This window comes from Kitasatospora sp. NPDC023176, assembly GCF_055560495.1.
Genome location: NZ_JBVHIP010000003.1, coordinates 83531 through 96258, shown reverse-complemented (window position 1 = coordinate 96258; position 12728 = coordinate 83531). Strand labels below are relative to the sequence as shown.

The window sequence follows — 12728 nt, the reverse complement described above, 5'->3', positions numbered from 1 at the left end:
CAACAGGGGGACGGTGCATGCTGCTGATCGCGGTGCTGCTGATCGTGGTGGCACTGGCCGGAGGGGCCGCCGTCGCACTCGCACGCCGACGAACGACCCTGGACGCCAACGGAGTTGCCAAGGCCCTCGGCGCCGCCGCCGAACGGCTCGCGGCCGGCAAGGCCCCCCAGGCCCGCCGCCGCTACGCCCGGCTGGCCCGCCAACTCGCCACCGGGCCACCGGAACTGCGCACCCAGCGCGGCCTCGCCCTGCTCGGCCAGGCCGAGGCCACCATCCCCACCGGCGACCAGCAGGCCACCCTCGCCCTGTACCGCGAGGCCTTTCCGCTGCTCACCGACCCGGCCCGGCAACTGCCCCGGTGGAGCCTGCGCCGCCTCGCCGAGGAACGCCTCCAGGCCCCGGACGGCGACCTCGGACCGCTGCTCGCCCTCCTCCAGGCCACCGCCGGCGGCGCCGAACCCGGCGAGGAGGCCGAGGCCGCCGCCCGCACCCGGCAGTGGCTGCAACAGCTGTGCCGCGACGGCAGCCCCGAACAGCGCGACCACGCCACCGCCGGCGCCCTCGCCGCCCTGCCCGGCCAGGACTGGCCGGTGCTCGCCCGGGCCGCCCTGCTGCGCGCCACCGACCGCGCCGAGGAGAGCGAACAGCTGCTCGCCGCCGCGGCCCCCGGCGGCAGCGGCGAACTCTGGTTCCGCTGGGGCGCCCAGCTGTTCACCCTGCACCGGGACGAACCCGCCGTCGCCGCCTTCGACGAAGCGCTGCGCCGCGGCCCCGGCGACCCCGGCCTCTGGGGCCGCGGCCCGGCGCTGCGCACCGACACCCTGCTCTTCCGCGGCCTCGCCCGGCAGCGGCTCGGCGCCACCGACGCCGCCTGGGCCGACCTCGCGGCCGCCGCCACCGAGACCCCCGGCGACCCGCACCCGCGCTACGCCCTCGGCCGGCTCGCCCTGCTGCTCGGCGCCGACGACCAGGCCCGCGAGCAGTTCACCGCCGCCCTGACCGTCCAACCCGCCTTCGCCCCCGCCCGGTTCGGCCTCGCCCTGGTCCACGAACGCGCCGAACGGCACGCCGAGGCCGCCGCCGACTACCGGGCCGGCCTCGGCCAGGCCCCCGACTGGCGCCCCGCCCGGGTCCGGCTCGGCGCCGCCCTGACCGCCGCCGGACAGGCCGCCGAGGCCGAACCGATCCTGCGCGCCGAGGCGGACGACCAGCCCGGCTCCCGCTGGAGCCGGATCGCCGCCTACCACCACGGCCTGGCCCTCGCCCGCACCGACGACCCGGCCGGCGCCCTCGCCCGCTGGGAACCGCTGGACGACCCCGAACTCCACGGCCGCCAGGCCCTCGCCCGCGACCGGCTCGCCCGCACCCGGCTGGCCACCGACCCGGCCGCCGCCCGCGAACTCTGGCAGCGCGCCGCCGCCGAACACCCCGCCGCCGCCGGCTACCGGGCCGCGCTGCGCGAGGCCGCCCTGCGCGAGGCCGCCCACCTGCTGGTCGCCGGCCGCGACCTCCCCGACGCGCGCCGGCGGGCCACCGCCGCCCTCGCCCTCGCCGACACCCTGCCCGGCGCGCTCACCCACCGGCAGTCCCGGCTGCGCGCCGCGCTCGCCCTCGCCGAGGGCGCCACCGAGCAGCTCACCGCGCTGCTCGACCCCGCCGCCGGGCTCCGCGACCGCTACCACCTGGCCGCCGTCGCCCTGCTGGCGGGCCGTCCGGTCCAGACCATCGCCCTGCTCGGCCCGCTCGACCCCGACCCGGCCGGCGACCCGGCCCTCGCCCGGCTGCGCGCCCTGCTCGCCGAACGGGCCGGCAACTGGGCCACCGCGCTGGAGTGGTACCGCCACTTCCTCGCCGCCCCCGCCCCCGCCGCCGAGCCCGTCGGGGCGTGCACCGCGTGCGCCCGCCCCGCCACCGGGGCCTGCGGCGGCTGCGGCCGCGAGGCCTGCGCCGACCACCTGCACGCCCCCGCCGAGGCCGGCTCGCCGCGCTGCATACGCTGCGCCGGCCCCGCACTGCGCGCCGTCCTGGACTGCGCCCGCCGGGCCGGTACCCCCGAACAGGCCGAACCCGTCCTGGCGGCCTGGGCCGACGCACTCGGCGACGACGACGCCGCACCCGTACGGCTCGACCTCGCCCTGCTGCGCGCCGAACTCGGCCGCCTCGACGAGGCCTTGGCCGACCTGCCGGAGGACGCCGGCACCGTCCGGTCCGCCGTCCTGGTCCGCCGGGCCGGCGCCGCCCTCGCCGCCGATCAGCCCGGACGGGCGGCCGGCGACCTGCGCCAGGCCCTGGCCCTCGCCCCCGGCCACCCCCAGGCGGCCGCCGCGCTGGTGCTGCTCGGCGAGCACGAGGCCCACCAGCACACCGTCGAGGGCCGTCACGGCGAGGCCTACCGGGGCTACCGCGAGCTGCTGCTCAAGGACCCGGCCCACCCCCGGCTGCTGCACGCCGTCGGCCTGGCCGGCTACCGCTTCGCCTCCGCCTCCGCCTCTGCCTCCGCCTCCAGCGAGAGCGAGACGGCCGGCGGACCGGACGGCCCCGACGGTCCCGACGAGCAGGTCTGGGCCTGGACGCTCGGCTGCCTGGTCGCCGCCCTGCACGGCGAGGAGCTGTGGGCCGAGACCGCCCGGATCACCGGCCGCGAGGCCGACCCCCAGCGCACGGCCGCCGCCCGCGCCGCGGTCATCGACAGCCTGCGCGACGACCTGCGCGCCGTCGACCGCGCCGCCGGGCGCACCGGCGACGAGACCACCGCCTGGACGCTGCGCCTGGGCATGGAGGCCCAGGCCGCGGACGCCTTCGCCCAGGAGGACGTCCGGATCACCCTGCCCGGCCGCCCCGCGCGCCGCCTGGTGGTCGGCCCCACCCTGGACGGGCTGCTGCGCGCCGCGCCCGAGACCGCCGGCTGGGGCGAGGCCTACCAGCAGGCCGTCGGGGCCTGGCGGCGGGCCGCGGGCCCCGGCACGCCCGCGCTGGGCCGGGCCCTCAGCCTGTTCGGCGCGCTCGGGCCGCAGCAGTACCTGCACCTCCAGGGCCGGCAGGCGGCCGCCGTCGCCGCGCTGGACGCGGTCGCCGAGGGCGCGCGCGGCGCGGCCTGGCATTCGCTGCTCGGCGCGTCCCTGGTCAGCCAGGCCCGCGAGCACCACCGCAACCAGGACTGGCGCGAGGCGCTGGACTGCCTCGCCCGGGCCGGTGCCGTCCCCGGCGTGGTGCTGCCCGCCGACGTGGCCCGGATCGCCGCCGAGTCCGGTGTCCGGGCCGCCCGCGCCCTGCTGAAGAGCACCGTGGACGACCAGCAGGGCGCGGCCGAACTGCTGGAGAAGGCCTTCGAGTTGGCCCCGGACGACCCGGAGGTGCGGGGCGACCTCGGCGCGACCTACGCCCAGTGGGCCCGCAAGATCAACAACGAGGAGAAGGACTACCCGCGCGCCCTCGCGCTGCTGGCCAAGAGCCAGGAACTCGCCCCCGGCGACCCGACCGCCCGGCACTTCCTGCGGGCCGCCCTCGGCAACCGGGCCGGCCAGCTCAGCCGCGTCGACGCCTCCGAAGCGGAGCTGCTGGAAGCCGTCGAGATGTGGCAGCAGCTGATCGACCTCGACGACGACCCGGAGAACCGGCGGGGCCTGGCCTTCGTGCTGCGCCAGCTCGCCCGCTCGGCCGCCTTCGCCGACGACAGCAACACCGCCATCCGGCGGATGGCCTCGGCCCTGGACATCGACCCGGACTGGGAGGGCGACTACACCCGGGCCGGCACCGAGGCGACCCGCCGGATCTCGGTGATGCTCGCCAACCACGTCATCGACCACATGCAGGACGAACCGTTCCTCGCCCAGGCCGCCATGCTCCAGAAGGCCAAGTCCTACGACAACTCGCCCGACATCCGCCGGCTGATGGTCAGCGTCTGGCGCGGCGAGGCGATCGGCCTCTTCGAACGCCGCCGGTACCTGGAGGCGACCGGGCTGCTGAAGGAGGCGCTGGAGCTGGCCGCCTCGCCGGAGGACAAGGCCAAGATCCACAACGAACTCGGCATCGTCCTCAGCTCCCTCGCCGTCGCCCAGGCCAACGACGGCCGCTACTACGAAGCCCAGGGGGCGATCGCCATGGCCCTCCAGCACAACCCCGACGACCGCGAACTGCGCGCCCTGGCGACACGCATCAACAACCTCAACCGCCGCTGACCGGCAACCACCGGGCGGCCGTCGTCGTCGTAGCACGTGCGCGCGCCCGGCCGTCGTCCCGTCCCGATTCCGGTCCGTGAGCCGGTAGTTCCGATCCGCTTGAGCCGTGAGGAGAGAGACCGCCCGCCATGCCACTGCACGAGCCGTCGCCGTACGAGGTCCTGGGCATCCCGCTCACGGCCGGGGTGCGCGAGATCAACCTCTCGGTCGGGAAGGCGCTGAAGGCGGGCCGCTACAGCCGCCAGCAGATCCAGGACGCCGCCGCCCTGCTGCGCAACCCGGACCGACGCCTGGAGGTCGACCTCCAACAGCCGCTGCCGCCCGAGCCGGTCGACCAGGCCGCCGGGCTGCTCGCCCCCGCGCTCGCCGAACCGCTGCTGGTGATCGAGCGCCCCGGCCTGCCGCCGGCCCCCGACCTGTTGGCCCTCCACCGGGCCGAGGCCGCCGCCGACTTCGCCGAACCCGCACCCGGCGGCGCCGACCCCGAACCGCCCGTCCCCACCCGCTACGCGGCCGACCTGTCCGTGCTGCCGCAGATCGAGGTCCCGGAATGACCGACGCACCGACCGCATCCCCGCTCACCGGCCACCAGCGGCTGGAGGTCCCGTCGGGCGTCGAGTCCGTCGACCTGGAGGCCAAGTTCACCCAACTGCTCTTCCGGGCATCACTGTTGGGCAACAAGCTGACCGAGCAGAAGCAGCAGGCCCGGGCCGCGCAGCGCGAACTGCTGGGCGTCCTGGTCGACGTGGACGACGCACTCGCCGCCCTCGGTCTGGACCGCGAGCTGGTCGCCCACGGTCGCGGCGCCGGGCTGGAGGCCACCCGGCGGCGGCTGCTCGGCCGGCTCGCCAAGGCCGGGGTGCGGCCGATGCGGCTGGACGGGCTGGCGGCGGACCCGGCGCTGACCGAGATCGTCGGCACCGAGGTACGGCCGGGGGTGGCTCCGGAGACGGTGCTGCAGACGGTGGTGACCGGGTTCTTCTGGGAGCAGGAGGTGCTGCGCCGGGCCCAGGTGGTGGTCGCCGCACCGGAGTCGGCGCTGCCGCCGGTCGAGGACCCGCGGCTCGGGGTGTACGGGTACGCGGAGCCCGCTGAAGCGGAGCCGCTCGCGGCGTCGGTCGGGGGGCCGGCCGCGGCGCCGGTCGAGGAGCCGGTCGAGGAGCCGGTCGAGGAGCCGGTCGGGGGGCCGGCACAGGCCGAGGAAGCCGAGGAAGCCGAGAAGCCCGAGGACCCCGCGGGGCCTGGGGAACCGGGGCACCCGGAGGCCCCCGCGACCGAGGCCGTCGCCGGCGAGGCCCCGGCCAGGCCGGTCCCGCCCCGGGCCCGTCGAGCGGCCAAGACGGCGGCGGCGGGCCGGCCGGCCAAGCGGGCCAAGCGCAAGAAGTAGCCAGGACCACGAGGGGCAAGAGGGGAACGACATGTACCGCACACTCGGCATCGACCTGGGCACCACCAACTCCGTGGTGGCCCACCTGCGCCGGGGCGCGCCGGAGATCATCTTCAACCGGCAGAACCAGGAGGCCACGCCCTCCGTGGTCGGCAGCGGCCGCAAGGGCGAGCTGCTGGTCGGCTCGACCGCGCGCAGCCGGATCGCCATCGACGGCGCCAACGTGATCCGCTCGGTCAAGCGCTTCATGGGCCGCAAGTTCAAGGACCCGCAGGTGCAGGCGGCACTCAAGGACATCGACTACAAGGTCACCGCGGGCACCGACGGCGACGTCAACGTCTGGTTCAACGGTCGCTCCTACACCCCGATCGAGATCTCCGCGATCATCCTGCACCGGCTCAAGGAGGACGCCGAGCAGCGCATCGGCGAGCCGTTCCACCGGGCCGTCATCACCGTCCCCGCGTACTTCGGCGAGCGGCAGGTCGCGGCCACCCAGGAGGCGGGCCGGATGGCCGGCCTGCACGTGCTGCGGATCATCAACGAGCCGACCGCCGCCTCGCTCGCGTACGGGCTCACCACCGAGGCCGGCGACGAGGGCCGCACCGTGCTGGTGTACGACCTCGGCGGCGGCACCTTCGACATCTCCATCCTGCTGCTGGTGCCCGGTTCGGTCTCGGTGCTCGGCATCGAGGGCGACAACCTGCTGGGCGGCGACGACTTCGACCGCGCGATCACCAGCGCCCTGCTGGAGGACATCCGCGAGGAGTACGGCTCCGACTACCAGCCCGACCTGCGGGACCGCCCGAAGATCGCCTCCACCGCCGAGACGGTCAAGATCGAGCTCTCCAACCAGCAGGCCTCCGAGGTCATCCTCCCCGGCCTGGGTGCCGGACAGCTGGTGCTGGAGACGGAGTTCGACCGGGCCCGCTTCGAGGAGCTGATCGAGGCCCAGATCGAGCGGACCATCGAGCTGACCCACAAGGCCATCATGCAGGCCAACCTGACCGTCGGGGACATCGACGAGGTGGTGCTGGTCGGCGGCTCGACCGCGATCCCGCTGGTGGAGCGGCGGCTCGGCGAGGTGTTCGGCACCCGCCGGATCAAGCGCGGTGTCAACCCGATGCAGTGCGTGGCGCTCGGCGCGGCCGTGCAGTCCGCCCTGGTCGGCGAGGTGGAGTGCCCCGAGTGCCGGGCCCCCGGGGACCTCTCGGCCTCCAACTGCGCCAACTGCGCGACCTCCCTGCTCGGCGGCGACCGGGTGTCCTGCCCGACCTGCCACGTCCCGGTGGACGCGGCGGCCGCCGACTGCACCAAGTGCGGCCAGTCCCTGGCCGGTTCAGGCGCCGGCGGGACGGGGACGACCATCCCCAGGCAGTCCCAGGCCACCACCGCGCTGCGCGGCGACAACTGCCCGCAGTGCGGCACCCCGGCCGCCCCCGGCGTCACCGCCTGCGAGTTGTGCGGCGAGGCGCTCAACTCCGCCGCCCCGGGCAACACCAGGGTGGCCTCCACCGCCGCCGAGGACGTCGGCCTGCGCTGCGCCTCCTGCTCGGTCGTCAACCCGCCCGGCAGTGAAGTCTGCGCAGGCTGCGGGGAGTTGATGCAGGTCACCAACCCCTTCGACATCACCCCGAAGAACCTCGGGATCGAGCTCAACGACGGCCGGCTGGCCGTCATCATCCCCAAGAACACCAGCTACCCGACCAGTTCACCGGTCAGCCGGGAGTTCGTGGTCTCCGGCAGCGGCCGCCAGCGGCTGGAGATCGCGGTCTACGAGGGCGAGCACGAGATCGCCCAGCAGAACGAGCTGATCGGCCACCTCACCCTGCGGCTGCCGGAGGGCCTCGGCGGCCGGACCGGCGTGGAGGTCGCCTTCGGCCTGGACCGGGACCGCACCATCACGCTGTCGGTCCGGATCCAGGGCGGCGGCGAGAAGACCGTCAAGCTGGAGCGGGTCACCCTCGACCCCGAGCTGAAGGTGCAGGTCGAGGAGCAGCAGCGGCAGATCGAGACCTTCACCGACCGCTGGGGCGGCGAGCTGACCGAGGCCGAGATGCGCGAGGCCCAGCGGCTGATGGACGCCCTGGACGACCTGGCGGCCGGCCAGACCCGTGGCCAGTCGGTGGACGAGGCGCTGGAGCGGGCGCAGCGCCAGCTCAAGGCCCAGCGCTGGGTGCGCGGCTCGGAGGCGTACCTGAGCCTGTTCATCCACTACTGCGAGAAGCACCTGGACCCGAGCGACCTCGACCGGCTGCGCTCGGTGGCCGCCGAGCTGCGGCTGCGCCGGGAGGCGGCCGACTGGGAGGGCGCGATGCGCGCGGCCCAGAAGGCGGACGAGCTGTGCGACGCGCTCGGCCACACCTTCCGGATGCTCACCATGTGCAACGTCTACGTCAGCCAGAACATGATCTCGCCGGCCCTGGCCCAGCGGATCATGGCGGAGCTGCGCGGGCTGGACGAGGCGGTGGAGGCGCCCAACATGGAGGCGGTCAACACCCACATGTCGAACCTGCTGGCCCTGTACGCGCAGGCGCAGCGGGAGCTGGGCAGCGAGCCGGCCGCCGAGTCGCTCGGCCCGGTCCGTCCGGAGGAGGCGGGTCCGCGATGACCACCGAGACCCTCCCCGAGGTGCTCTGCCCGCTGTGCAAGGTGCCGGCGGACCGGCAGTCGCTGGGCTGCCCGTCCTGCCGGGAGGACCTGAGCGTGCTGTTCCGGCTGCGTTACGCCGCTCGGATCGACTACAACCGGGCGCTGGACGCCCTGGCCGCCGGGGACGGGCCGCTCGCGCTCGGACTGCTGCACCGCGCGGTGGCGGCCGAACCGGGGCTGGAACCGGCCCGGGAGCTGCTGGAATCACTGAGTGTGGCCGGATCCCCGGGGCCGGAGCGGAGCCCGGCGCCGGGGGAGTCGGAGGGCGACACGCCCTCCGAATGACCAATCCGGCCGCTCCCGACCTGCCGTCGAGTTCGATCGGTGCGAGTGTGATCGTCACACGGAAGTTCGCCACCCTCACAAGGAGTGACGCAATGCGTATTCGCACCACCCTCGCCGCCACCGCGCTCGCCGCGGCGGCCGTGCTCGCCGGTGCCGGCACGGCCGCGGCCGGCAGTGCCACCGCCAACGGTGTCGCCTTCGGCTCGCCGGGTGTGCTCTCCGGCAACCAGATCCAGATCCCGATCAACCTCGAGGCCAATGTCTGCGGCAACTCGATCGGGATCATCTCCATCCTGAACCCGGCCTTCGGCAACACCTGCATCAACGCCTGACCCGCGCGCCGGGGCCGTCCGTCGATCCGACGGGCGGCCCCGGCGCCGTGTCGGTACCCCCGTTCGGGGGTGGCGGCGCGGGCCCGGGACCGCGAGCATGGATCCCTGTCCCGCACCGTCGCACCCAGGAGCCAGCCCGTGCCGACACCGCCCGCCCAGCGCAGCCACGCCTCCGGAACCGCGGACGTCCCACTGCTGGGCGACACCATCGGGGAGAACCTCGACCGCGCGGTGCGCGCCTTCCCCGACCGCGACGCCCTGGTCGACCGCCCCACCGCCCGCCGCTGGACGTACGCCCAGCTCGCCGCCGACGTCGACGCGCTGGCCCTCGGCCTGCTGGACCTCGGGATCGCCAAGGGCGACCGGGTCGGCATCTGGGCCCCCAACTGCGCGGAGTGGACGCTCACCCAGTACGCCACCGCCAAGCTCGGCGCGATCCTGGTCACCGTCAACCCGGCGTACCGTTCCCACGAGCTGGAGTACGTGCTGAACCAGGCCGGGATCCGGCTGCTGGTCGCCGCCGAGCGCTTCAAGACCTCGGACTACGCCGGGATGATCGAGGAAGTCCGGCCGCGCTGCGCGGAGTTGCAGCGCGTCCTGCTGCTCGGCAGCCCCGCCTGGGACGACGTCCTGGCGGTCGGCCGCGCCGCCGACCCCGCCCGGCTGGCCGCCCGGCAGCGGGAGTTGGCCCCGGACGACCCGATCAACATCCAGTACACCTCGGGCACCACCGGCTTCCCCAAGGGCGCGACCCTGTCACACCGCAACATCCTCAACAACGGGTACTTCGTCGGCGAGTTGCTCGACTACACCGAGCAGGACCGGATCTGCGTCCCGGTGCCCTTCTACCACTGCTTCGGCATGGTCATGGGCAATCTCGCGGCCACCTCGCACGGCGCCTGCGTGGTCATCCCCGCCCCGTCCTTCGAGCCCGGCGCCACCCTGGCCGCCGTCGCCGCCGAGCGCTGCACCTCGCTGTACGGCGTGCCGACCATGTTCATCGCCGAACTCGCCGACCCGGACTTCGCCCGCCACGACCTCGGCAGCCTGCGCACCGGCATCATGGCCGGCTCGCCCTGCCCGGCCGAGGTGATGAAGGAGGTCATCGAGCGGATGGGCATGTCCGAGGTCTCCATCTGCTACGGCATGACCGAGACCTCACCGGTCTCCACCCAGACCCGCACCGACGACCCGGTCGAGCGCCGGGTCTCCACCGTCGGCCGGGTCGGCCCCCACCTGGAGGTCAAGGTCGTCGACCCGGCCACCGGCCGTACCGTCCCGCGCGGCGAACCCGGCGAGCTGTGCACCCGTGGCTACTCCGTCATGCTCGGCTACTGGGCCGAGCCCGAGCGCACCGCCGAGGCCGTGGACGCGGCCGGCTGGATGCACACCGGCGACCTCGCGGTGATGGACGAGGAGGGCTACCTCGCCATCACCGGGCGGATCAAGGACATGGTGATCCGCGGCGGGGAGAACCTCTACCCGCGCGAGATCGAGGAGTTCCTCCACACCCACCCGGACGTCCTCGACGTGCAGGTGATCGGTGTCCCCGACGCCAAGTACGGGGAGGAGCTGATGGCCTGGATCCGGATGCGCGAGGGCGCCGAGCCGCTCACGGCCGAGGCCGTGGCCGCGTACTGCGCCGGGCGGCTGGCCCACTTCAAGGTCCCGCGCTACGTGCACGTGGTCGAGGAGTTCCCGATGACGGTCACCGGCAAGATCCGCAAGGTCGAGATGCGCGAGCTGGCCGTCCGGATCCTCGGCCTCTGACCCGCTCGAACGCCGACGGCCCGCCCCGATCGGGGCGGGCCGTCCTGGTGCCGCGGTCAGTACGGACACCGCCGCCGTGACGGCCGAGGGCCCGACCACCGGAGCCGTGGTCGGGCCCTTGTGGCGTCCCGTCAGATCCGGCCGAACGCCCGCAGCATGTACTCCTTGCGGTCCGCCGGGTTGAGGTCGGTGCGGCGCCGGCTCGGCACCGGGCCGACGGCCGGCTGGAAGCTGTGGAACCGTGTCACCAGCACACCCTCGCCCTGGCTCAGCCCCGGCAGCCGCTGCTCGAACTCCTGCACGGTGCGGGCCGGAACGGTCCCCTCCACCAGGCAGCTGCTGCCCTGCCCCCGGGTCGTCTCCGGGGTCGCACCGCACTCCACCAGGTTCAGCAGGACGGTGCTGACACTCTCGGCCGGCACCTCCAGCTCGAACCGGTTGACCGGCTCGAAGACCTGCGTGCCCGCCTGCTTGAGCGCGTTCATCAGCACCAGCGGGGTGAGCTTGCGGAAGTCACCCGCCGCACTGACCGGGCTGGCGAACCCGGAGTGGGTCAGCGTCACCAGGATGTCCAGCACCTCCCAGCCGTTCAGCCCCTGCCGCAGGGTCGCCCGGGCGGCCTCCTCAACGGCCTTGTGGAAGGCGTGCGGCAGCGAGCCGAGCTCCACCGACCGGCGGAAGACGACCCCCGAGCCCGGCTCCCCGGGTTCGACCCGCAGGCCGATCGTGGCCCAGAAGAAGGTCTTGCTCCGGTAGTCGATCTCCTCCAGCGACTCGCCGACCCCGATCGGGCGTTCGACGCAGATGATCCGGGTGCCCTCGAACACCACGTCCAGCTTGTAGTCGTCGGCGAGGGTCGCCGCGATGACCTCCTTCTGCACCTCGCCGTAGAGCGAGACGGAGATCTCCTGCTCCTCGTCGTCCTTGCGGACGTTGATGAACGGATCCTGATCGGCCAACTGCAACAGCGCGTCGTAGAGTTCGGGCATCGCACCGGGCCGGGCCGGCCGGACCACGGTCTCCAGGCTCGGCGGCGCGAACAGGTGCTCGCCGTCCAGCCCCTCGTGGGAGCCGAGCCGGTCGCCGATCCGGATGCCCTTGAGCCCCCAGACCTTGGCGATGTCACCCGCCCGGGCCTGCTCCTCCACCACCGCGGAGCCCCGGTCGAACACCTCGACCACGGTGGTCCGGCCGGGCAGTTCGACGACCGCGCCGTGCTGGTCGCTCCGAAAGACGGACACCTTCGACCGTGGCCCGAGCGTGCCCGTCCGCAGTCGCACGTAGGCGACCTTCTCGCCCGCCCAGCCGCGTTCGATCTTGAACACGGTGCCGTGGAGCGTGCCGTCGGCGCCGCCGTCATCGACCGGAAACAGCCTGGTGATCCCGTCGACGAGTGCGCCGATGCCGGCGTCGGCCACGGCCGAGCCGAAGAACACCGGGTAGACGTGGGCCTGGCGGGCCTGCCGGGCCAGTTCCTCGGTGTAGTCCCGAACGCTCAGGGACGCCTCGTCGTCGAGGTAGCGGACCAGGAAGTCGTCGCCGTGCTCGGCCAGGATGTCGGCCAGTTCGGAGGCGAACTCCGGATCGTCCGGCCCCATGGTCCGGGTGATCGCGCGTGCCTCGGGCGTGCCGAGCCCTTCGACCCTGGTCAGCGGTACGACGGTGGCCGAGAGTTCGGAGCGGATCTCGTCCAGCAGGTCGGCGTACCGGGCGCCCATGCGGTCGATCTTGTTGACGAAGAGGATCACCGGCATGCGCATCCTGACCAGCGTGCGCATCAGCAGCCGGGTCTGCGCCTGCACCCCTTCCACGGCCGAGACGACGAGCACCACGCCGTCGAGCACGCCGAGGGCCCGTTCCACCTCGGAGATGAAGTCCGGGTGGCCGGGAGTGTCGATGAGATTGACCTTCACGTCGCCGACGGTGAAGGACACCACCGCGGAACGGATGGTGATGCCGCGCTGGCGTTCGAGTTCGTGCGAGTCGGTCTGGGTGTCACCGCGGTCGACGCTGCCGACGCGGTCGATGACGCCGGCGGTGTGCAGCAGTCGCTCGGTCAGGCTGGTCTTTCCGGCGTCGACATGCGCCAGGATTCCGATGTTCACGCTTGACAAGACGGAGTTCCCC

8 protein-coding genes are annotated in these 12728 nt (G+C 74.1%); 7 read left to right on the top strand and 1 reads right to left on the bottom strand.

Features of this window, described 5'->3' with window-relative positions; genetic code table 11:
- The first annotated feature begins 17 nt into the window (after positions 1 to 17).
- From ACZ3YL_RS06320 to ACZ3YL_RS06290, 7 genes are all read left to right on the top strand, one after another.
- Positions 18 to 4178 (top strand): hypothetical protein, encoded by a 4161-nt coding sequence (locus ACZ3YL_RS06320; RefSeq protein WP_465655835.1) that lies wholly within the window; start codon positions 18 to 20, stop codon positions 4176 to 4178.
- 128 nt (positions 4179 to 4306) lie between these two features.
- The gene (locus tag ACZ3YL_RS06315) at positions 4307 to 4732 is read left to right on the top strand and encodes a hypothetical protein (RefSeq protein WP_188307836.1); all 426 of its coding nucleotides are present in this window, start codon (positions 4307 to 4309) and stop codon (positions 4730 to 4732) included.
- On the top strand, positions 4729 to 5565 hold the full coding sequence (locus tag ACZ3YL_RS06310; protein WP_465655833.1) for a nucleotide exchange factor GrpE: 837 nt from the start codon (positions 4729 to 4731) through the stop codon (positions 5563 to 5565). Before ACZ3YL_RS06315 ends, ACZ3YL_RS06310 begins: the two co-directional genes overlap by 4 nt.
- A gap of 31 nt (positions 5566 to 5596) precedes the next feature.
- Entirely contained in the window at positions 5597 to 8173 is a 2577-nt protein-coding gene (locus ACZ3YL_RS06305; RefSeq protein ID WP_188307834.1) for an Hsp70 family protein, read from the top strand.
- Complete coding sequence (locus ACZ3YL_RS06300; protein WP_465655831.1) at positions 8170 to 8499, top strand: hypothetical protein; 330 nt, start codon at positions 8170 to 8172, stop codon at positions 8497 to 8499. Before ACZ3YL_RS06305 ends, ACZ3YL_RS06300 begins: the two co-directional genes overlap by 4 nt.
- Positions 8500 to 8591: 92 nt before the next feature.
- Positions 8592 to 8831 carry a chaplin gene (locus ACZ3YL_RS06295; RefSeq protein ID WP_188307832.1) on the top strand — a complete coding sequence of 80 codons (240 nt, stop codon included), beginning with the start codon at positions 8592 to 8594 and terminating at the stop codon, positions 8829 to 8831.
- Between the two features lie 138 nt (positions 8832 to 8969).
- On the top strand, positions 8970 to 10601 hold the full coding sequence (locus ACZ3YL_RS06290; protein ID WP_465655829.1) for an AMP-binding protein: 1632 nt from the start codon (positions 8970 to 8972) through the stop codon (positions 10599 to 10601).
- Between the two features lie 131 nt (positions 10602 to 10732).
- Here the strand turns inward: ACZ3YL_RS06290 and ACZ3YL_RS06285 are convergent, their stop codons facing one another.
- Positions 10733 to 12715 (bottom strand): GTP-binding protein, encoded by a 1983-nt coding sequence (locus tag ACZ3YL_RS06285; RefSeq protein ID WP_465655828.1) that lies wholly within the window; start codon positions 12713 to 12715, stop codon positions 10733 to 10735.
- Positions 12716 to 12728 lie beyond the last annotated feature (13 nt).